General features: G+C 60.5%; 17 protein-coding genes. 14 read left to right on the top strand and 3 right to left on the bottom strand.

The genetic code is table 11. The annotated features are described in order from the left end of the window. The first annotated feature begins 268 nt into the window (after positions 1-268). The 4 genes from DHB74_RS14170 (at position 269) to DHB74_RS14185 (ending at position 4,023) form a co-directional block, all read left to right on the top strand. The gene (locus DHB74_RS14170; RefSeq protein ID WP_499161763.1) at positions 269-487 is read left to right on the top strand and encodes a DUF1653 domain-containing protein; all 219 of its coding nucleotides are present in this window, start codon (positions 269-271) and stop codon (positions 485-487) included. Positions 488-585: 98 nt separating this feature from the next. After that, the gene (gene topA / locus DHB74_RS14175) at positions 586-3,204 is read left to right on the top strand and encodes a type I DNA topoisomerase (protein WP_280164199.1); all 2,619 of its coding nucleotides are present in this window, start codon (positions 586-588) and stop codon (positions 3,202-3,204) included. Positions 3,205-3,215: 11 nt separating this feature from the next. Beyond that, positions 3,216-3,722 (top strand): DUF6586 family protein, encoded by a 507-nt coding sequence (locus DHB74_RS14180; RefSeq protein WP_499161764.1) that lies wholly within the window; start codon positions 3,216-3,218, stop codon positions 3,720-3,722. Between the two features lie 61 nt (positions 3,723-3,783). Further along, positions 3,784-4,023 carry a hypothetical protein gene (locus tag DHB74_RS14185; protein WP_036989642.1) on the top strand — a complete coding sequence of 80 codons (240 nt, stop codon included), beginning with the start codon at positions 3,784-3,786 and terminating at the stop codon, positions 4,021-4,023. A 35-nt stretch (positions 4,024-4,058) separates the two neighbouring features. Here the strand turns inward: DHB74_RS14185 and sulA are convergent, their stop codons facing one another. Beyond that, positions 4,059-4,553, bottom strand: a complete 495-nt coding sequence (sulA, locus tag DHB74_RS14190) for an SOS-induced cell division inhibitor SulA (protein WP_051610818.1) — start codon at positions 4,551-4,553, stop codon at positions 4,059-4,061. Positions 4,554-4,564: 11 nt separating this feature from the next. Continuing rightward, complete coding sequence (lexA, locus tag DHB74_RS14195) at positions 4,565-5,176, bottom strand: transcriptional repressor LexA (RefSeq protein WP_499161765.1); 612 nt, start codon at positions 5,174-5,176, stop codon at positions 4,565-4,567. A gap of 168 nt (positions 5,177-5,344) precedes the next feature. Between lexA and DHB74_RS14200 the strand changes: the two genes are divergently transcribed. From DHB74_RS14200 to nagZ, 3 genes are read left to right on the top strand one after another with little or no spacing between them, the layout of a single operon-like run. Next, positions 5,345-6,034: a TetR/AcrR family transcriptional regulator gene (locus DHB74_RS14200; protein ID WP_036989644.1), complete on the top strand. Its 690-nt coding sequence runs from the start codon at positions 5,345-5,347 to the stop codon at positions 6,032-6,034. A gap of 59 nt (positions 6,035-6,093) precedes the next feature. After that, entirely contained in the window at positions 6,094-6,576 is a 483-nt protein-coding gene (locus tag DHB74_RS14205) for a L,D-transpeptidase (protein ID WP_136869509.1), read from the top strand. A gap of 48 nt (positions 6,577-6,624) precedes the next feature. After that, complete coding sequence (gene nagZ, locus DHB74_RS14210; protein ID WP_280165671.1) at positions 6,625-7,611, top strand: beta-N-acetylhexosaminidase; 987 nt, start codon at positions 6,625-6,627, stop codon at positions 7,609-7,611. 59 nt (positions 7,612-7,670) lie between these two features. On the opposite strand, the gene mfd is transcribed toward nagZ, so the two are convergent. Continuing rightward, the gene (mfd, locus tag DHB74_RS14215) at positions 7,671-11,162 is read right to left on the bottom strand and encodes a transcription-repair coupling factor (RefSeq protein WP_499161766.1); all 3,492 of its coding nucleotides are present in this window, start codon (positions 11,160-11,162) and stop codon (positions 7,671-7,673) included. 210 nt (positions 11,163-11,372) lie between these two features. Here mfd and DHB74_RS14220 point away from each other — a divergent pair, with 210 nt between their 5' ends. The 7 genes from DHB74_RS14220 (at position 11,373) to nqrE (ending at position 18,850) form a co-directional block, all read left to right on the top strand. Further along, positions 11,373-12,353: a TerC family protein gene (locus DHB74_RS14220; RefSeq protein WP_499161767.1), complete on the top strand. Its 981-nt coding sequence runs from the start codon at positions 11,373-11,375 to the stop codon at positions 12,351-12,353. Positions 12,354-12,478: 125 nt separating this feature from the next. Then, positions 12,479-13,918 (top strand): glyceraldehyde-3-phosphate dehydrogenase, encoded by a 1,440-nt coding sequence (locus DHB74_RS14225; RefSeq protein WP_499161768.1) that lies wholly within the window; start codon positions 12,479-12,481, stop codon positions 13,916-13,918. Between the two features lie 316 nt (positions 13,919-14,234). Next, positions 14,235-15,572 carry a Na(+)-translocating NADH-quinone reductase subunit A gene (locus DHB74_RS14230; RefSeq protein ID WP_499161769.1) on the top strand — a complete coding sequence of 446 codons (1,338 nt, stop codon included), beginning with the start codon at positions 14,235-14,237 and terminating at the stop codon, positions 15,570-15,572. A gap of 3 nt (positions 15,573-15,575) precedes the next feature. Continuing rightward, on the top strand, positions 15,576-16,787 hold the full coding sequence (locus DHB74_RS14235; RefSeq protein WP_036989652.1) for an NADH:ubiquinone reductase (Na(+)-transporting) subunit B: 1,212 nt from the start codon (positions 15,576-15,578) through the stop codon (positions 16,785-16,787). Then, the gene (locus DHB74_RS14240) at positions 16,780-17,571 is read left to right on the top strand and encodes a Na(+)-translocating NADH-quinone reductase subunit C (protein ID WP_036989653.1); all 792 of its coding nucleotides are present in this window, start codon (positions 16,780-16,782) and stop codon (positions 17,569-17,571) included. The genes DHB74_RS14235 and DHB74_RS14240 overlap by 8 nt, the downstream gene beginning before the upstream one ends. Beyond that, the gene (locus DHB74_RS14245) at positions 17,568-18,242 is read left to right on the top strand and encodes an NADH:ubiquinone reductase (Na(+)-transporting) subunit D (protein ID WP_499161770.1); all 675 of its coding nucleotides are present in this window, start codon (positions 17,568-17,570) and stop codon (positions 18,240-18,242) included. The genes DHB74_RS14240 and DHB74_RS14245 overlap by 4 nt, the downstream gene beginning before the upstream one ends. Continuing rightward, positions 18,242-18,850: an NADH:ubiquinone reductase (Na(+)-transporting) subunit E gene (gene nqrE, locus DHB74_RS14250; protein ID WP_499161771.1), complete on the top strand. Its 609-nt coding sequence runs from the start codon at positions 18,242-18,244 to the stop codon at positions 18,848-18,850. The genes DHB74_RS14245 and nqrE overlap by 1 nt, the downstream gene beginning before the upstream one ends. Positions 18,851-18,854: the final 4 nt, after the last annotated feature.

The raw sequence follows: 18,854 nt of genomic DNA on the forward strand, positions 1-18,854 counted from the left end.
AACACTATGGGGTCTGCGTAGCAACAGCTCCTTCTGCATAAATAGCTTCCCGCTTGGTACCGGTGCAGATTTTCCGTGCAGCAACTTCAGAACGTGCAGGCAGCGTTTGTCGGTCGGGTCAGGCAGACCGTCGGTTGCCAGGGATGGCAACCGCGAGCCTACAGGGATGTATTCACGGCGTGTCTGCGTGACCCGACCGGCAAATGCTGCCTCCGCGCCAAACTTTCCGCAATGCGCTAAAGCGCAATCAGGTTATAGGAGCCATCACGTGCAATTGAAGCCAGGCCGCTACCGCCACTATAAAGGTAAGGACTACCAGGTGATCGGCATCGCACGACATTCCGAAACAGAAGAGGCGTTAGTGGTCTACCGTACCTTATATGGCAAATTCGACCTGTGGGTGCGGCCGCTGGACATGTTCACCGAACAGGTGGTTGTGGAAGGCAAAACATATCCACGCTTTACCTTTGTCAGCGAAGACGTGTAGGCTCTGGCCCTCCAGACCGCCTGCGCCCCTTGCAGGCAACGTTGACGCCTCGCTCCCCCGCGCAGGCCGATTTGATTGATTGAGGAATACTGTTACCCATGGGAAAAGCACTGGTCATTGTGGAGTCACCGGCCAAGGCCAAGACGATCAACAAATACCTTGGCAATGACTTCGTGGTGAAGTCGAGTATCGGACACATCCGCGACCTGCCCACCAGCGGCAGCAGCAAGACCGAAAGCAAACCCAAGGGTGGACGCAAGGCCGCCTCCGCACCGGAAGTCGACAAGGCAACCAAAGCGCGGATGCAGCTGGTCAACCGGATGGGCGTCGACCCTGAAAATGACTGGAAAGCGCATTACGAGATCCTGCCCGGCAAGGAAAAGGTCATCGACGAACTGCGCCGCCTGGCCAAGGAAGCCGACACCATCTATCTCGCAACGGATTTGGACCGCGAAGGGGAAGCCATTGCCTGGCACCTGCGCGAATCCATTGGTGGTGATGAAAGCCGCTACCGTCGGGTAGTGTTCAACGAGATCACCAAGAAGGCCATTCAGGAAGCCTTCTCCGAGCCGGGCGAGCTGGACATGAATCGGGTCAACGCCCAGCAGGCACGGCGCTTCCTTGATCGGGTGGTGGGTTATATGGTCTCGCCGCTGCTGTGGCAGAAGATCGCCCGCGGCCTGTCCGCCGGCCGGGTACAGTCGGTCGCGGTCAAGCTGATCGTCGATCGCGAGCGGGAAATCCGCGCCTTCATCCCGGAAGAATTCTGGGAAGTGCATGCCAACCTGAACACCCCGAAAAGCGAATCCGTTCGCTTCGAAGTGGTCAAGGAAAATGGCGAAGCCTTCCGTCCGCTGAACAAGCAGCAGACCGACCAGGCACTGGAGCAGCTGCAGAGCGCCGACTACAAGGTGGTCAAGCGTGACGCTCGCCCGACCAGCACGAAGCCCGGCGCACCCTTCATTACTTCCACGCTGCAACAGGCTGCCAGCACGCGCCTGGGCTTCAGTGTGAAGAAAACCATGATGATGGCCCAGCGGTTGTATGAAGCGGGCTACATCACTTATATGCGGACCGACTCGACCTTCCTGTCGGCTGACGCCGTGAGCATGGCGCGCGGCTATATAGAGAAGAACTTCGGCGCCCAGTATCTGCCCGAAACGCCGAACGTCTATGGCAGCAAGGCCAACGCCCAGGAGGCGCACGAAGCCATCCGCCCCTCGGACGTGAAGCTCAAGTCCACCGAGCTCAAGAGCATGGAGCGGGATGCCGAGCGGCTGTATGAGCTGATCTGGCGCCAGTTCGTCGCCTGCCAGATGCCGCCGGCCAAGTACCTGTCCACCACCATCACGGTGCAGGCAGGTGATTTCGAGCTGCGTGCGCGCGGTCGTATCCTGCAGTTCGACGGTTTCACCAAGGTCCTGCCGCCGCTGGGCAAAGGCGGGGAAGACGAAGTGCTGCCTGACATGCAGGTGGACAACCAGCTTGAGCTGATCAAGCTCGATCCGAAGCAGCATTTCACCAAGCCACCGGCGCGTTATTCTGAAGCCAGCCTGGTCAAGGAGCTGGAGAAGCGCGGTATCGGCCGCCCGTCGACCTATGCCTCGATTATCTCCACCATCCAGGAGCGCGGCTACGTCACCCTGAACAACCGGCGTTTCTACGCCGAAAAGATGGGTGACATCGTCATTGAGCGGCTCAATGAAAGCTTCCCGAACCTGATGGACTATAGCTTCACCGCCCGCATGGAGGAATCCCTCGATGACGTGGCCCAGGGTGAAGTGATATGGAAGCAGGTGTTGGACAAGTTCTACGCCGATTTCAGCCTCAAGCTCAAGGCCGCCAGTGCGGCGGATGAGGAGCAGGGCATGCGGGCGAATCTGCCGACGCCAACCGATATTCCCTGTGTGGAGTGCGGCCGGCCGATGATGATCCGTACCGCCTCTACCGGCGTTTTCCTGGGCTGCTCGGGCTATGCTCTGCCACCCAAAGAGCGCTGCAAGGCGACCGTCAATCTGGTGCCCGGTAACGAAGTGGCAGCCGATGACGAGGAAGGCGAATCACGCATACTGCGCGCCAAGCGCCGCTGCCCGATCTGTGCCACCGCCATGGACAGTTACCTGGTGGATGAGCGCCGCAAGCTGCATGTGTGCGGCAACAACCCCGACTGCAGCGGCTTCGAGGTGGAAGAGGGGCAGTTCAAGATCAAGGGCTATGATGGTCCGGTGATCGAGTGCGACAAGTGCGGCAGCGAGATGCAGCTCAAGACTGGCCGTTTCGGCAAGTACTTCGGTTGCACCAACAGCGCCTGCAAGAACACCCGCAAACTGCTGAAAAGCGGTGAGGCGGCGCCGCCGAAGATGGACCCGGTACTGATGCCGGAGCTGCGCTGCGACAAGGTCGATGACGTCTATGTGTTGCGCGACGGTGCCTCGGGTCTGTTCCTGGCTGCCAGTCAGTTCCCGAAGAACCGTGAAACCCGCGCTCCGCTGGTCAAGGAGCTGCTGCCGCACCGCGACGCGATCGACCCGAAGTACCACTTCCTGCTTGATGCGCCGGTGGCTGATCCCGATGGCAACCCCACGGTGATCCGCTATAGCCGCAAGAGCAAGGAGCAGTACGTGCAAAGTGAAATCGAGGGCAAGCCCAGTGGCTGGCGCGCGTTTCACGATGGCAAGGGCTGGGTAGTGGACGATGGGCGCAAGCCCAAGCGCTGAGCGGAGGCTGTATGGCGAATGAGATCTATACCCGCACCAACCAGGCACTCTCATTTGCCCGTCTGGCTCTGACATCCTGGGAGGCGGCGGCAGGTGCCACTGATCTGGGCGCCATGACCCAGGCGCGTTACCACCGTGAGCACGTCCTGTTCCATGGTTACCGCGCGGTGTTGGCGCTGATTCATGAAATTGCCGAGCGTTATCGCTGGCCGTTGCTGGACGCTCGCGATGTCGAGCAGGTGTTGCGCGGTGATCTGTCCGAACGCTTTCCCGGGCCGGAACTGGGCGAGCTGACGCAACTGGCAATGGATGATGGCAGCTGGCTGGCGGGGCTGTTGCGGGCCTGGGGGCAACTGTTCGCAGCCGAGGCCGCCCCATCCCGAACTGCTGCCGCCGGCGAGCTGATTGCCACCACGGCTGCTCCGGTGGCGGAATGGGGTATCGACGAGGCGCAGGCAGCGCTCGCTGCGCTGGCCGCGCAGATCGAGCGTTATCGCGAGGGAATGCAGGAGTGGTGAGCGGTGGTCGGCTCAGGGTGGCTGTGATACCCTGCGCGGCTTGACTGACAGGAGACGTACAATGCCTTCACCCTTTCTCGAGATCATAGAGCTTGCCGACGGCACTGTCGCTTTGCGCCGCCCGGACGAAGAGGGCAAGCCGCTGTTGACCATCGAGTTCTCCGAAGAGGCAAGGGACTTTCTGCAGGGCAACTACGTGGAAGTGGCCAAGGCGATGATCAGTACTGGCATGCAGATGGCTGGTCAGATCATGGAAGAAGATCCCGATCTGGAATTCGACGAACACCGCGTATTGCATTGACCCAGTCGGGCAAACGCCCGACCGAGGTGGTCACATCAAGCCATGCCGGTGCTGCCCAGGCGCACATTGAGGCTGGCGCAGTACCCTGAGCGGGCAGCTGCCTCCAGGCGTAGATGGGTGCTTGCCAATGGTGGCAGCCAGCTCACCACTGTATGGCTGTAGCCCAGCCGCAGAATCTCGCAGCACAATTCCAGTGTGTCCATGCCGTGCTTTGGGCGGATGATGAGTATGCGCTGGGGATCGAGCCCCGAGGCCCGCAGCCACTTCTGACTGACCGGCAGCGGCGGGTCGATCAGAGTCAGCCAGCCCGGACAACTGGCCTGGCTCAGATCCCGCAACACCGGCGCCAACCATTGCAGGCACTGGCGTGGCGTGCCATTCAGGCTGATCTCGCTGAAGCCGATGTTCTCCGGCTCGCTGTCAGGTAGGGCTGTACCGCTCAGGCTCTGTGCCTGCAGGCGAGACGACATCATGACCTGGTGCAGCAGGTCGGGTTGTGCGGCTGAACCTTTGTTTCGCGCATACTGCATGGCGTACTCCTTCAGTGGCGTATCACGCCGACGCTCAGACCTTCGATGATCAGTTCCTGTTCGCGCAGATCGACTTCTATGGGCGCGAAATCAGGGTTCTCAGCAATCAATGACACCTTGCGGCCCTGCTTGTGGAAGCGTTTGACGGTCACCTCATCATCGAGGCGGGCGACGACCACCTGGCCATTCCTGACTTCGCTGGTGCGATGTACGGCGAGCAGGTCTCCATCAAGAATGCCGATGTCCTTCATGCTCATGCCGCGCACGCGCAGCAGATAGTCGGCACGGGGGCTGAAGAACTCGGGGCTGATGCGGCAATGGTCCTCGATGTTCTCTACCGCCAGGATGGGGGCGCCGGCGGCCACCTGGCCGATAACCGGTAATCCATCTTCCTGGTTCTGGGCCTCAATGTCGGCCGGCAGGCGGATGCCGCGGGAAGCGCCGGGGATCATCTCAATGGCGCCTTTGCGGGCCAGTGCCTTGAGGTGTTCTTCGGCCGCGTTTGGTGAGCGGAAGCCCAGCTCGCGGGCAATCTCCACCCGGGTGGGGGGATAGCCATTGGCACTCATGTATTCCTTCAGGAAGGCCAGTACCTGTTGTTGCCGTGCCGTCAGTTTAAGCATTATCCAGTACCTGTCTTTTTATACAGTTATTGGGATTATATACAGTTGTGCCCGCAGGGCAAGTCGTTTGGCCAGTTTGCTTGCGCAGACGGCTGTGGTAAAACGTTCAAGTTGACAGGGAGATCGTTTGAAACGTATGTTTCAAACAAATGTATCTGGGAGTTATCCGTGGCACAGTCTGAAACAGTCGAGCGCATCCTTGATGCCGCCGAGCAGTTGTTTGCCGAAAAGGGGTTTGCGGAAACCTCGCTGCGTCTGATCACCAGCAAGGCCGGGGTGAACCTGGCGGCGGTGAACTACCATTTCGGTTCGAAGAAATCCCTGATCCAGGCGGTGTTCACCCGCTTCCTCAATCCCTTCGTCAGCAGTCTGGAGCAGGAGCTTGATCGCAACGAGCAGGCCGGTAATCCAGAGCAGAGTCTTGAGGAGTTGCTGGACATGCTGGTGCGGCTGGTGCTGGCGGTGAAGCCACGTAGCGGGCACGATCTTTCTACCTTCATGCGGTTGCTGGGTTTGGCTTTCAGTCAGAGCCAGGGTCATTTGCGCAAATATCTGGGTGAGGTCTACGGCAAGGTGTTCCAGCGCTACATGGCGCTGGTATTGCGCAGCTCGCCCGAGCTGCCGGCGGATGTGCTGTTCTGGCGTGTGCATTTCATGCTGGGCAGTGCGGCATTCACCCTGTCGAGTATGAAGGCGCTCAAGGCCATGGCCGAAGCAGAGTACGGCGAGCGCGCCGGGACCGAGGAGGTGCTGCGACAGATGGTGCCGTTCCTGGCCGCCGGCATGCGTGCCAGCCCGCAGTTGCGGGGGGAGGCGAGCAGTCGCCTGCGCGATGCCCCGGAACCGGTGGCGCCCTAGGACTTACTTCCCGCTGTGTGATCCGCTATCGTGTATGCCTTTGTTGCAGCGGAGTGACCATGCAGCTGGACCTGATCCATATATCCATCGAGCGTCAGTTGCTGACCGGCTCCAGGGCCGGTCGGCAGCTGTGCCAGTATCCGGTATCAACAGCAAAGAACGGTGCGGGGGAATTGAACGGCAGCGGTTGCACGCCGCGCGGCCGGCACCGGGTGCGGGCCCGCATCGGTGAGGGCCAGCCGCCGGGTGCGGTCTTCATTGGTCGGCGGCCGACCGGCGAGGTCTGGTCGCCTGAGCTGGCCGCTACGCACCCGCAGCGGGACTGGATCCTGACCCGAATACTCTGGCTCTGCGGTGAGGAGCCGGGTATCAACCGTGGCGCCGATCGTGATTCCCAGCGCCGCTACATCTATCTGCACGGTACCGGTGACGATCAGCCGATGGGCGTCCCGCTGTCCCATGGCTGCATCCGCCTGCGTAATCCGGATATCCTGGCGCTGTTCGAGATGACCCCGGCCGGCTGTGCGGTAATCATCGAATAGCGCTTGCCCTACATTCCAAGGAGCACTTCATTGAAACAAGGCACATTGATGCTGGATTTGGCCGGCACTTGGCTGACGCCGGAAGACCGCCAGCTGTTGAGACAGCCCGAAGTCGGCGGCATGATCCTATTTGCCCGCAATACCGAATCCCCGGCCCAGGTGCGCGAGCTGGTACGTAGCATTCGTGCAGTGCGCCCCGATATGCTGATCGCCATTGACCAGGAAGGCGGGCGGGTCCAGCGGCTGCGGCGGGATGTATTGCGGCTGCCGGCGCTTGGCCGAATCGCCGGGTGCGCTGCCGCAGAGCAGGAGCAGCTGGCCGAGGCTGCGGCCTGGCTGATGGCGACCGAGATGCTCGCCTGCGGTATCGATATCAGCTTTGCGCCGGTATTGGATCTTGATTACGGGCGCAGCCAGGTAATCGGCGACCGTTCCCTGGGCGGTGATCCGCAGCAGGTGAGTCGCCTGGGTCAGGCCTATATCCAGGGGCTGCGGCAGGCCGGCATGGCCGCGACCGGCAAGCATTTCCCCGGGCATGGCTGGGCAGAGGCTGATTCACACTTCGACCTGCCGGTCGATGAGCGCAGCGAGGCGACGATCCGCGAATCCGATCTGCAGCCCTTTGCGGCGCTAGCGCCGTTGCTGGATGGGATCATGCCGGCGCACGTGGTCTATCCGGCGGTGGACAGCCTGCCGGCGGGCTTTTCCCGCCGCTGGCTGCAGGACATCCTGCGCGCTGAGCTGGGCTTTCGTGGGGTGATCTTCAGTGATGACCTGACCATGGCCGGCGCTCACGCGGTGGGCGGCATGGCGGAGCGGGTCGATGCGGCGCTGGCGTCCGGTTGCGACATGCTGCTGGTGTGCAATGATCGCGCTGCGGCTGAGCAGGCGCTGGCGCATGCGCAGCAGATGGGCATGCAGCCGTCGCCCCGGGCGCAGGGCATGTTGGCCAGGAGCACCCCCGGTATCGATTACAAGGCCCAGCCGCGCTGGCGGCAGGCGGTCGAACTGTTGCAGGGGGCGGGCTTGCTCTGATTCTTGGTGGGGGCATCTTTTGAGCTGCCCCCAACCCAATCAGCTGGGCACAGCCCTCTTCATCGACGCTTGCCTTTGCCGGGGCTGGGGGGCGTGCTGGGCACTTGCTGCAGCCGTTCCACCAGGGCTTCGACGGTATTCAGGCGCAGCGCCGCGGTGCCCATGGGCGCGCTGAAGCGGAATACGCTGCCGCCATCCAGCCGGTAGCGTTGCGGGTTGTCCTGAATCAGGCGGATCAGCGTCAGCGGATCGACACTGGTATCGGCAGCGAACTCGACGCGGCCATGCTCCGCGCCAACATCGATCTTGGCGATACCCAGCGGCGCACAGCGCAGTTTCAGCGCGGTGACCCGGAACAGGGTTTTCACCTGTTCGGGCAGCAAGCCGAAGCGGTCGATCATTTCCACCTGCAAGTCCTTCAGGTCGTCATCATTGGCGGCATTGGCGATGCGCTTGTACAGGGTCAGGCGTGCATGCACGTCCGGCAGGTAGTCGTCCGGAATCAGCGCCGGCAGGCGCAGGTTGATATCCGGGCCGCCGCTCAGCGGGTTTTCCAGCTCCGGCTCCTTACCCTGCTGGATGGCCTTGATGGCCCGTTCCAGCATATCCATGTACAGAGTGAAGCCGACCGCCTGGATCTGCCCGCTCTGGCCTTCGCCGAGTAGCTCACCGGCGCCGCGGATCTCGAGATCATGGGTGGCCAGGGTAAAGCCTGCGCCCAGGTCCTGTGCCGCGGCAATGGCTTCCAGGCGCTTTTCCGCGTCACCGGTGAGTTTGCGCCCGGCCGGGGTCAGCAGATAGGCGTAGGCCTGGTGGTGGCTACGGCCGACCCGGCCGCGCAGCTGGTGCAGCTGCGCGAGGCCGAACTTGTCGGCGCGCTCGATGATGATGGTGTTGGCGCTGGGCACATCGATGCCGGTCTCGATGATGGTCGAGGTCACCAGGATGTTGAAGCGGCGATGATAGAAGTCGCGCATCACCTGCTCCAGAGCACGTTCCGGCATCTGGCCGTGGCTGATGCCGATTCGCGCTTCAGGCACCAGCTCTGCCAGGTCGGCCGCGCATTTCTCGATGGTTTCCACTTCGTTGTGCAGGAAGTACACCTGGCCGCCACGCAAAAGTTCGCGCAGGATGGCTTCCTTGATCACCGCCGGTTGCTGCTGCATGACGAAGGTCTTGACCGACAGGCGCCGCGCCGGTGGCGTGGCGATGATCGACAGGTCGCGCATGCCGGTCATGGCCATGTTCAGGGTGCGTGGAATCGGCGTGGCAGTCAGGTTGAGGATATCCACCTCGCTGCGCAGGGCCTTGAGGCGTTCCTTCTGGCGTACACCGAAGCGGTGTTCCTCGTCGATGATCACCAGGCCCAGGTCCTTGAATTGGACATCGCCCTGCAGCAACTTGTGGGTGCCGATCATGATGTCGATCTTGCCATCGGCCAGCTCCTGGGTGGCTGCCTTGACTTCCTTGGCGGAGCGGAAGCGGGAAATCACCTCGACTTTCACCGGCCAGTCCGCGAAGCGGTCCTTGAAGCTGTTGTAATGCTGCTGGGCAAGCAGGGTGGTGGGCACCAGTACTGCGACCTGCTTGCCGCCATGCACGGCGAGGAAGGCGGCGCGCATGGCGACCTCGGTCTTGCCGAAGCCGACATCGCCACATACCAGGCGGTCCATTGGCTGCGGGCCGGTCATGTCTTTCGTTACCGCATCGATCGCGGCTTGCTGGTCGGCCGTTTCCTCGAAGGGGAAGGCGTCGGCGAAGGTCTGATAGTCCTGCTCCGGCTGGCTGAAGGCGTAGCCCTTGCGCGCGGCGCGGCGGGCGTAGACATCCAGCAGTTCGGCGGCCACGTCGCGGACCTTTTCGGCGGCCTTGCGTCGGGCCTTCTGCCACTGCTCCGAGCCCAGCCGGTGCAGTGGCGCGTTATCATCATCAGCGCCGGTATAGCGGGCGATCATGTGCAGGTTCGCCACCGGCACATAAAGTGTGGCTTCGTCGGCGTACTCGAGCTTGAGGAACTCGGCCTCCTGGCCTTCGACGCTCAGATTGACCAGGCCGCGATAGCGACCCACGCCGTGGTCGATGTGCACCACCGGCGCGCCTTCTCGCAGTTCGGTCAGGTTGCGGATCAGGGTGTCGCCCAGGTCGGTAGCCTTGCCGCGCCGCCGGCGCTGCATCACTCGCTGGCCGAACAGTTGGCTTTCGGCGATCAGGGCGACGGGCGGGTCCTGGCTCAGCAGCCCTTGATCCACCGGTGCGATCATGATGGCGCAGGACAGCTGGCTGTTGATGAAATCAGCCCAGCTGTCCACCGGCTCGGGCTTCAGGCTGATACGTGCCAGCAGCTCCAGAAGCGCCTCGCGGCGGCCGGCGGTTTCGGCGATGAACAGCGAGCGACCGTTGAACTCGTCGAGAAAGCGCTGCAGTTCGCGCAGCGGTTGTTCCTGCTTGCTATCCAGCGGCAGTTCGGGCGGCGGGCTGCAATTGAAATTGGTGACCCCGGGGGCTGCCGGTAGCGGCTCGTCGTGGCAGATGATGCGCGGGTAACGCTTGAGCAGGGCGAAGCACTCTTCAACGGGCAGAAACAGTTCTGCCGGCGTCAGCAGCGGTCTGGTCGGATCAATGCCCTGTTCCTCGTGGCGATTGCGTACATCTGACCAGAACTGGGTGGCACTGTCCTCGATGCCGGGCAGGCTGAACAGCAGCGTGTCGTCCGGCAGGTAGTCGAACAGGGTGCCCAGCTCTTCGAAGAACAGTGGCAGGTAATATTCGATGCCCGGCGGCACCATGCCATCGCTCAGGTCCTGATAGATGGGGCAGCGCCGATGATCGCCCTCGAAACGTTCACGAAAGCGCGCACGAAAGCCGGTCAGCGCACTCTTGTCGAGGGGGAATTCCCGCGCGGGTAGCAAATGGATGCGCTCAACCTTGTCGATCGAGCGCTGGGTCTCCGGATCGAAGGTGCGCAGGGTTTCGATTTCCTCATCGAACAGGTCGATGCGGTAGGGCAGGCGGCTGCCCATGGGGAACAGATCCAGCAGCGCACCGCGCACGGCATAGTCGCCATGTTCATAGACGGTGTCGACGCAACGATAGCCCGCCGCATCCAGATCCTGGCGCATGCGGTCGATGTCCAGCCGCTGGCCGACCTTCAGCATCAGCACCGAGCCGCCGAGGAAGGAGCGGGGCGCAATCCGGTGCAGCAGGGTGATCATCGGTACGACCAGGATACCGTGCCCTACCTGCGGCAGGCGGTATAGCGTCTCCAGCCGCTGGGAGATAATGTCCTGGTGCGGCGAGAAGCGATCGTAGGGCAGGGTTTCCCAATCGGGGAAGGTAGCCACCGGCAGCTCGGGAGCGAAGAACCGAAGTTCCTGTTCCAGGCGGTCCGCCATGGCGGTATCCCGGGTGATGACCAGGCTCAGGCCGGTATGTTGGGATGCTGCTTCGGCAATGGCCAGGGCGCGCGCCGCGGCGGGCAGGTTGCCCCAGGCTGTTTTGTTACCGAGGTGGCTCTGCAACGGTGCGGCGAACAGAAGTGATGTGTCAGGCATGCTGGTGGGCTTATCTTGTTGCGCAAAACGCACAGTTTAACCCCCCGGGCGATTCCGTGTTGTGATTGCGCTGTTTTTATCTCCACTTGTCGAAGTCTGAGGCCGGTTATATCATGCAACCTGCGTGACGCCGGGCCCCTCTGGCGGTGGTTGGTCCCACCGTGATGTCGGAGTCATAAGTTTATTGAAAACTTTGACAGGAGGGCCGCCATGGAGCCTCTGATTTCGTTTTTGACCAACCCCTTTCTCGGTACTGCTGTCTGGCAATGGTTGCTCTTTCTGACCATCGTGCTGGCCATTCTCGCTTTCGACCTTGGTGTGCTGCACCGCGAAGAACATGAAATCGAAGTGCGTGAAAGTTTCCTGTTGTACGGCGGCTACTTTGCCGTCGGTATGCTGTTCGGTCTGTGGGTCTGGTTCCAGATGGGCTCGGCCAGCGCGCTGGAGTTCTACACTGGTTTTCTGATTGAGCAGTCGCTGTCCATGGACAATGTGTTCGTCATGGCGATGATCCTGGGTTTCTTCGGCATTCCGCGCATCTATCAGCATAGGGTGCTGTTCTGGGGCATTCTCGGGGTGATCGTGCTGCGGGCGATCATGATCGGCCTGGGCGCGGCGCTGGTACAGGAATTCGAATGGATCCTGTATATATTTGGTGTGTTCCTGCTGTTTTCCGGTATCAAGATGTTCCTCAGCAAGGATGAGGTGGAGCATACGGACCTGTCGCAGAACCGGATGGTGATTTTTATCCGTCGGCATTTTCGGGTGACCGACGACCTGCATGGTTCGAAATTCTTCGTCCGCCTACCGGACAAGGCTGGCAAGGTGGTGCTGTTCGCCACCCCGCTGTTCCTGGCCCTGGTGCTGATCGAGCTGGCAGACCTGGTATTCGCCGTGGATAGCGTGCCGGCAATCTTCGCCATCACCCAGGATCCCTTCATTGTCTACACCTCGAACATCTTCGCCATCCTGGGTCTGCGTTCGCTGTACTTCGCCCTGGCTGCGCTGATGCATCGCTTCGTCTACCTCAAATATGCGCTGGCGCTGGTATTGATCTTCATTGGTTGCAAGATCCTGCTGCATGGTCTGGATATTAAGATTCACGCTGGTGTATCGCTCGGCGTTACCTTCGCCCTGCTGGCTGGTGGTGTGCTGCTATCGCTGTACCGAACCCGCAGACAGGTGGCCTGACGGTTGACTGAAACGGCTGCTCCGGCAGGCGCCGGGGCGGCCGTTTTACGTTCGGTGATTGCCTCCTCGGTCAGCTAGCCGCATAATATTGGCCCTTTAGCTCCCTGACCCTGGAAGGAAAAGCCGTGACTCAAGCCCAATACGAGCAATGTCTGGAGAACTGGACCGACCGCGAAGCTACCGCTGAAGCGATGATCCCGTTGATTGGACGTTTGTACCGTGAACACAACGTGGTCACCTCCATCTATGGCCGCGGCCTGGTTAACCGCTCCGTTATCAGTCTGCTCAAGTCCCACCGTTTCGCTCGGCAGATTGATGACAATGAACTGTCGGTACATGACACCTTTCCGCTGATCAAGGCGTTGCTGGATCTGGACCTGGGTCCGGCCTCGATTGATCTGGCTCGCCTGGCGGGCAAGTACGCCCAGGAAGGTAACGGTGATCTGGACGGGTTCCTGCGCAAGGAGCTGGCCAGCGTTATCGGTCGCAAGGGTGAGAAGCGCCAGGGCCGCGATGTGGTGCTTTACGGCTTTGGCCGTATCGGCCGCCTGCTGGCGCGCATCATGGTTGAGAAGGCCGGCGCCGGGGACGGGCTGCGTCTGCGGGCGATCGTGGTGCGCAAGGGCGCGACCAATGATCTGTCCAAGCGCGCCAGTCTGCTGCGTCGCGACTCGGTTCATGGCTCCTTCCAGGGCACCATCACCATCGATGAAGAGAACAACACCCTGACCGCCAACGGCAACCAGATCCAGGTGATCTATGCCGGCGATCCGGCCAGCATCGACTACACCGCCTACGGCATCAATGACGCGATCATCGTGGACAACACCGGTGTCTGGCGTGACGAGGCGGGCCTGTCCCAGCACCTCAAGTGCCCGGGTGCTTCCCAGGTGGTACTGACTGCGCCGGGCAAGGGTGATCTGAAGAACATCGTGCATGGCATCAACCATGCGAGCATCACGCCGGAAGACAAGATCGTTTCCGCGGCCTCCTGTACCACCAACGCTATCGTTCCGGTGCTCAAGGCGATCAATGACAAGTACGGTATCGTCAATGGTCACGTCGAAACGGTTCATTCGTACACTAATGACCAGAACCTGATCGACAACTTCCACAAGGGCGATCGTCGGGGGCGCAGTGCAGCGCTGAATATGGTCATCACCGAGACCGGCGCTGCCAAGGCGGTTGCCAAGGCGCTGCCGGAGCTGGGCGGCAAGCTCAGTGGTAACGCGATCCGGGTGCCGACGCCTAACGTGTCGATGGCGATTCTCAACCTGAACCTTGAGAAGTCGACCGACCGCGACGAGGTGAACAATTACCTGCGTTACATGGCCCTGCACTCGGATCTGCATAAGCAGATCGACTTCACCAACAGCCAGGAAGTGGTGTCTACTGACTTCGTTGGTTCCCGGCATGCGGGTGTGGTGGATGCCGAGGCGACCATCTGTAACGATAACCGCGTCATTCTGTATGTCTGGTATGACAACGAGTTCGGTTACAGCTGCCAGGTGGTGCGGATTCTGGAAGATATGGCCAGTGTCAATCCGCCGGCCTTCCCGGCATAACATGCAGTAACGAAAAAAGGCGCTTCGGCGCCTTTTTTTGTGGGCGCTCGGTAGCGGTTTGGGCTTGATGGGTCGCGCTTCTTGACCTGGATCAAGCGGGGGTGCTCGGGTGCGACACCTTGACTCAGGAAGGCTTTAAAAATCCGCGCCTTGAGTAGCTTTGGCGGGCCATGATCTTTATACTTGGCAGGATTTTTTGATCGAGGTCGTGGTCGCGTTGTCTGACTGTTTCTGCTCAATTTTTGCGGAGCCGATCGCCAGCTCTGCGCGTTGCCATTGCCTTCTAACAATTCCACTTCGTGATTAGGCTATTCGTATGATAAATATCAAACGGGGCTTGGATCTGCCAATCACCGGCTCGCCCGAGCAACGTATTGAAGACGCCCGTCCAGTCAGAAGCGTTGCGCTTGTAGGTTTCGATTACCACGGTATGAAACCTACCATGGAGGTGCAGGTCGGCGATCGGGTGCAGGCGGGACAGATCCTGTTCAGTGACAAGAAAACCCCCGGTGTGCTTTACACCGCCCCAGCGAGTGGCGTGATCAGCGCCATCAATCGCGGCGAAAAGCGCGTTCTGCAGTCGGTGGTGATCGATGTCGAGGGTGACGATGCCGTTGATTTCGGTAGCCACGCTGCCGAGAGCCTGGAAGGGCTCGATCCCCAGGCAGTACGTGACCAGCTCATCCGCTCCGGTCTGTGGACTGCGCTGCGGACCCGCCCGTACAGCAAGGTGCCGGCGGTAGACGCAACTCCCAGCTCCATCTTCGTAACCGCCATCGATACCCACCCGCTGTCCGCTGACCCGGCTGTGGTTCTGCAATCCTGCGCTGCGGATTTCGAGAACGGCTTGAAAGTGCTGGCCCGTCTGGCCGGTGTCTGGCTGTGCAAGGCCGAAGGCGCGACCATCCCCGGCGGCAATACTGCTGGTGTTCGCACCGAGAGCTTTGCCGGTCCGCATCCGGCTGGTCTGCCGGGTACCCATATCCACACGCTGGATCCGGTCAGCGAAAGCCGGCAGGCATGGCATATCAACTACCAGGACGTGGTGGCCGTAGGTCGGCTGTTCACCACTGGCCGGCTGTCAGTCGAGCGCGTTGTCGCGCTGGGTGGCCCGCAGGTTGAAAGCCCGCGTCTGCTGCGCACCGTGCTCGGTGCCAATCTGGAAGAGCTGGTGGCTGGTGAGATGAAACCGGGCAACAATCGGATCATTTCCGGTTCGGTGCTGGGTGGTCGTCTGGCCCGCGGCCCGGTGCTCTACCTGGGACGTTATCATCTGCAGGTGTCGGTGCTGCTGGAAGGCAATCAGCGCGAGATACTGCATTATCTGCGTGCCGGTGCGAACAAGCATTCGATCCTGAATATTTTCATCTCGAAGCTGGCACCTTCCAAGCTGTTCAACTTCACCACCAGCACCAATGGCAGCCCTCGGGCGATGATTCCGGTCGGCAATTATGAAGAAGTCATGCCGCTGGACATCCTGCCCACGCAGTTGCTGCGGTCGCTGATCGTCGGTGACACCGAGATGGCTCAGAAACTCGGCTGTCTGGAACTGGATGAAGAGGATCTGGCCCTGTGCAGCTATGTCTGTGCCGGCAAGTACGAATATGGCCCGATCCTGCGTGACAATCTCACGCGCATCGAGAAGGAGGGTTGATCAATGGGATTGCGTAGTTATCTTGACAAGATCGAGCATCATTTCGAGAAGGGCGGCAAGCACGAGAAGTGGTACGCCCTTTACGAGGCGATGGATACCTTCCTGTACAAACCTTCCAGTGTAACCAGGACCACGGCCCACGTGCGTGACGGCATCGACCTCAAGCGCATGATGATCACCGTCTGGTTGTGCACCTTCCCGGCCATGTTCTTCGGCATGTGGAACGTCGGTTACCAGGCCAACAGCATCTTCGCGGTCGATCCCGATCTGATGGCGGCCCAGGAAGGCTGGCGCATGGCGTTGATCGGCATGCTGGCCGGTTTCGACCCGGGCAGCATCTGGGACAACATCATCCACGGTGCTACCTGGTTCGTGCCGATCTATGCGGTGACCTTTATTGTTGGTGGCTTCTGGGAAGTGCTCTTTGCCTCCGTGCGCAAGCATGAAGTCAACGAAGGCTTCTTCGTCACCTCGGTGCTGTTCGCGCTGATCGTGCCGCCGAGCATTCCGCTGTGGCAGGTCGCCCTAGGCATCAGCTTCGGTGTGGTCATCGGCAAGGAAATCTTCGGCGGTACCGGGAAGAACTTTCTCAACCCGGCATTGACCGGCCGGGCCTTCCTGTTCTTCGCGTATCCCGCACAGATTTCCGGGGATGCAGTATGGACCGCCGTCGATGGTTTCACCGGTGCTACCGCGCTGAGCGTGGCGGGTGCGGGCGGTATCGACGCGGTGGTGAGCAGTGGCCTGACCTGGATGGATGCCTTCATTGGCACCATGCACGGTTCCATTGGCGAGACCAGCACACTGGCTATCTTCATCGGCGGCGCCGTATTGCTGATGACCAAGATTGCCTCCTGGCGCATCGTCGCCGGGGTGATGATCGGCATGATCGCGTTGAGCATGCTGTTCAACGCCATCGGCTCCGAGACCAATCCGATGTTCTCCATGCCCTGGTACTGGCACATGGTCACCGGTGGCTTCGCCTTTGGCCTGATCTTCATGGCCACCGACCCGGTGTCGGCGTCGATGACCAACCTTGGTAAATGGATCTTCGGTGCGCTGATCGGCGTCATGGTGGTGCTGATCCGTGTGGTCAACCCGGCCTTCCCGGAAGGCATGATGCTGGCGATCCTGTTCGCCAACCTGTGTGCACCGCTGATCGATCATTTCATCGTTCAAGCCAATATCAAGCGGAGGCTGGCGCGCAATGTCTAGTCAAAGAGAATCCACTGTCCGCACGCTGGTGGTAGCCCTGCTGGTGTGTCTGGTCTGCTCCGTGTTCGTGGCGGGCGCCGCTGTGGCGCTGCGTCCGACCCAGGTCGAAAATGCCCAGTTGGACAAGCAGCGCAATATCCTGGCGATTGCCGGTCTGGGCAATCCCTCCATGTCCGGTTCTGAAGTCAAAGCCCTGTTCAGCGAGCGTATCATCGCTCGTCTGGTCGATCTGGAAAGCGGACAGTTCAGTGATGAATTCGATGCGCAGACCTTCGATCCGCTGGCTGCTGCCAAGGACCCGGCGCTGTCGAAGAACCTGACCGGAGGCGAAGATATCGCCTCGATCAACCGCCGCGAGAACTACAGCGTGGTGTATGTGGTCGAGAGTGCTGATCAGCAGATGGAAACCCTGATCCTGCCGGTTCGTGGCTATGGTCTGTGGTCAACGCTGCATGGTTTTCTGGCCCTGCAGGGCGATCTGAACACGGTTCAGGGTTTCGGTTTCTACCAGCATGCTGAAACGCCCGGTCTGGGGGGTGAGGTGGATAACCCCAACTGGCGCGGATTGTGGCCTGGCAAGGAAATTTTCAATGACGACGGCCAGCTGGCCATCCGCGTCATCAAGGGCAGCGTCGATTCTGCCAGCCCGAATGCCGACCACCAGATTGATGGTCTGGCCGGAGCCACGCTGACAGCCAACGGGGTCAACAATCTGTTGAACTACTGGCTGGGCGAGAACGGCTTCGGTTCCTTTATTGATAACCTGCGCGCAGGGGAGGCTTGATCATGTCACAGCCGACAATCAAACAGGTCCTGCTGGACCCGATCTTCAACAACAACCCCATCGGTCTGCAGATTCTCGGAATCTGTTCGGCCCTGGCGGTCACCTCGAACCTCAATACCGCGCTGGTGATGAGTATCGCCCTGACGCTGGTGACTGGGTTCTCCAACCTGTTCATTTCGATGATCCGCAGCCAGATCCCCAGCTCGATCCGCATGATCGTGCAGATGGTGATCATTGCTTCGCTGGTGATCCTGGTGGATCAGGTGCTCAAAGCCTATGCCTATTCGCTGTCCAAACAGCTGTCGGTGTTCGTTGGTCTGATCATCACCAACTGTATCGTGATGGGGCGCGCGGAAGCCTTCGCCATGCAGAACCCTCCGATACTGTCGTTCTTTGACGGCATCGGCAATGGTCTGGGCTACAGCATCATGCTGATCGGCCTGGGTATCGTGCGTGAGCTGTTCGGTGCGGGCAAGCTGATGGGTTACACCATCATCCCGGTGGTCAACGATGGCGGCTGGTACATGCCTAACGGTCTGCTGCTGCTGCCGCCGTCCGCATTCTTCCTGATCGGTCTGTTCATCTGGGCGTTGCGCGTCTGGAAGAAAGAGCAGGTGGAAGAGCCGACCTATCGCATGGCGCCCCAGGTTTCCGAGCGGGAGGCATACTAATGGAGCATTACATCAGTCTGTTCGTCAAAGCCGTGTTCGTCGAGAACATGGCACTGGCGTTCTTCCTCGGCATGTGTACCTTCATCGCTATCTCCAAGAAAGTGGAGACGGCGATCGGTCTGGGTATCGCGGTCATCGTGGTTCAGGCCATCACCGTGCCGGCCAACAACCTGATCTTCACCTATCTGCTCCGGGATGGCGCGCTGGCCTGGGCCGGTCTGCCGGATGTCGATCTGAGCTTCCTCGGTCTGCTCAGCTATATCGGCGTGATCGCGGCGATCGTGCAGATTCTGGAGATGCTGCTGGACAAGTTCGTACCTGCGCTCTACAACGCGCTGGGTGTGTTCCTGCCGCTGATCACCGTGAACTGCGCCATCATGGGCGGCACGCTGTTCATGGTCGAGCGTGATTACAATCTCTCCGAAAGTGTGGTTTACGGCTTCGGCTCGGGTACGTCCTGGGCACTGGCTATTGCCTTGCTGGCAGCCATTCGCGAGAAGCTCAAGTACAGCGATGTTCCCGAAGGACTCCAGGGTCTGGGCATCACTTTCATCACAATCGGACTGATGTCGCTGGGCTTCATGTCTTTCTCTGGCGTACAGCTGTAAGAAT

This window comes from Pseudomonas sp. G11-1 (genome assembly GCF_024031555.1).
GTDB classification, from domain to species: Bacteria; Pseudomonadota; Gammaproteobacteria; order Pseudomonadales; family Pseudomonadaceae; genus Halopseudomonas; species Halopseudomonas bauzanensis.